The following is a 1,306-nucleotide window of genomic DNA, read 5'->3' on the forward strand; positions in this document are numbered from 1 at the left end:
GATGAGCAATGTGTCTATTAAAAAGTGTCCACCATGTGTCCGAACACCTGTCCACCATGTGTCCGGTACATACAGGGAGAGGGTTAGGGTGAGGGGCTCTTTTCGCAGCCAAACAAAAACCCGCTCAAAGCGGGTTTTGTTTTGAAGCCAAACACAGCGATCAGTCAGCCAGACGCCAGGTAGTCCCACCCTTGCCGTCTTCCAACACAACGCCCATCGCCGTCAGCTGATCACGGATACGATCGGACTCAGCCCAATCCTTACCCGCACGTGCTGCCAGACGCGCAGCAATCAGCGCATCGACTTCAGCCGCATCGACACGCCCTTCGGCGCCCGCCTGCAGGAAGTCATCGGCTTCGAGCTGCAACACGCCCAGCACGCTCGCCAGTTCTTTCAGACGCGCCGCCAGACCGGCCGCCGCATCGAGATCGCTCTCACGCAGGCGGTTGATCTCACGGACCATCTCGAACAGCACCGCGCAGGCTTCCGGTGTGCCGAAGTCGTCGTTCATCACTGTGGTGAAACGCTCGACGAACGCTTCGCCGCCAGCCGGCGCAACGCTCGGCAGGCCTTTCAACGCGTGGTAGAAACGCTCGAGTGCGCCTTTGGCGTCCTTGAGGTTGTCTTCCGAGTAGTTGATCGCGCTGCGGTAGTGGCTCGATACCAGCAGGTAACGCACGACTTCCGGGTGGTACTTGTCGAGCACGTCGCGAATGGTGAAGAAGTTGTTCAAGGACTTGGACATCTTCTCGCCATTGATGCGAATCATGCCGCAATGCATCCACGCGTTGGCGTAGGTCTTGCCGGTGGCCGCTTCGCTCTGGGCGATTTCGTTTTCATGGTGCGGGAACTCGAGGTCGCTGCCGCCGCCATGAATATCGAAAGTTTCGCCGAGGCAGCAGGTCGACATCACCGAGCACTCGATGTGCCAGCCCGGACGCCCGGCGCCCCACGGCGATTCCCAGCTTGGCTCGCCCGGTTTGACGCCTTTCCACAGGACGAAGTCGAGCGGATCTTCCTTGGCTTCGTCGACCTCGATCCGCGCACCGATGCGCAGGTCTTCGATCTTCTTGCGCGACAGCTTGCCGTAGCCCATGAACTTGCCGACGCGGTAGTACACGTCGCCATTGCCCGAGGCGTAGGCGTAGCCCTTGTCGATCAGGGTCTGGATCATCGCGTGCATGCCCGGAATGTGATCCGTGGCACGCGGCTCCATGTCCGGCTTCTTGATGTTCAGGCGCGCTTCGTCTTCGTGCATCGCGGCGTTCATGGGCTCTGTCATCGTTTCGATCGTGTAAGCTTTCTG

1 protein-coding gene is annotated in these 1,306 nt (G+C 59.9%); it reads right to left on the reverse strand.

Annotated elements, in window-relative coordinates; translation table 11 throughout:
* Positions 1 to 160: 160 nt before the first annotated feature.
* Positions 161 to 1,306, reverse strand: a 1,146-nt coding sequence (cysS, locus tag ACIOWE_RS13245) for a cysteine--tRNA ligase (RefSeq protein WP_401391869.1), incomplete at its 5' end; no start/stop codon positions are given.

It is taken from the genome of Pseudomonas sp. NPDC087598, from assembly GCF_044743525.1.
Lineage (GTDB): Bacteria > Pseudomonadota > Gammaproteobacteria > Pseudomonadales > Pseudomonadaceae > Aquipseudomonas.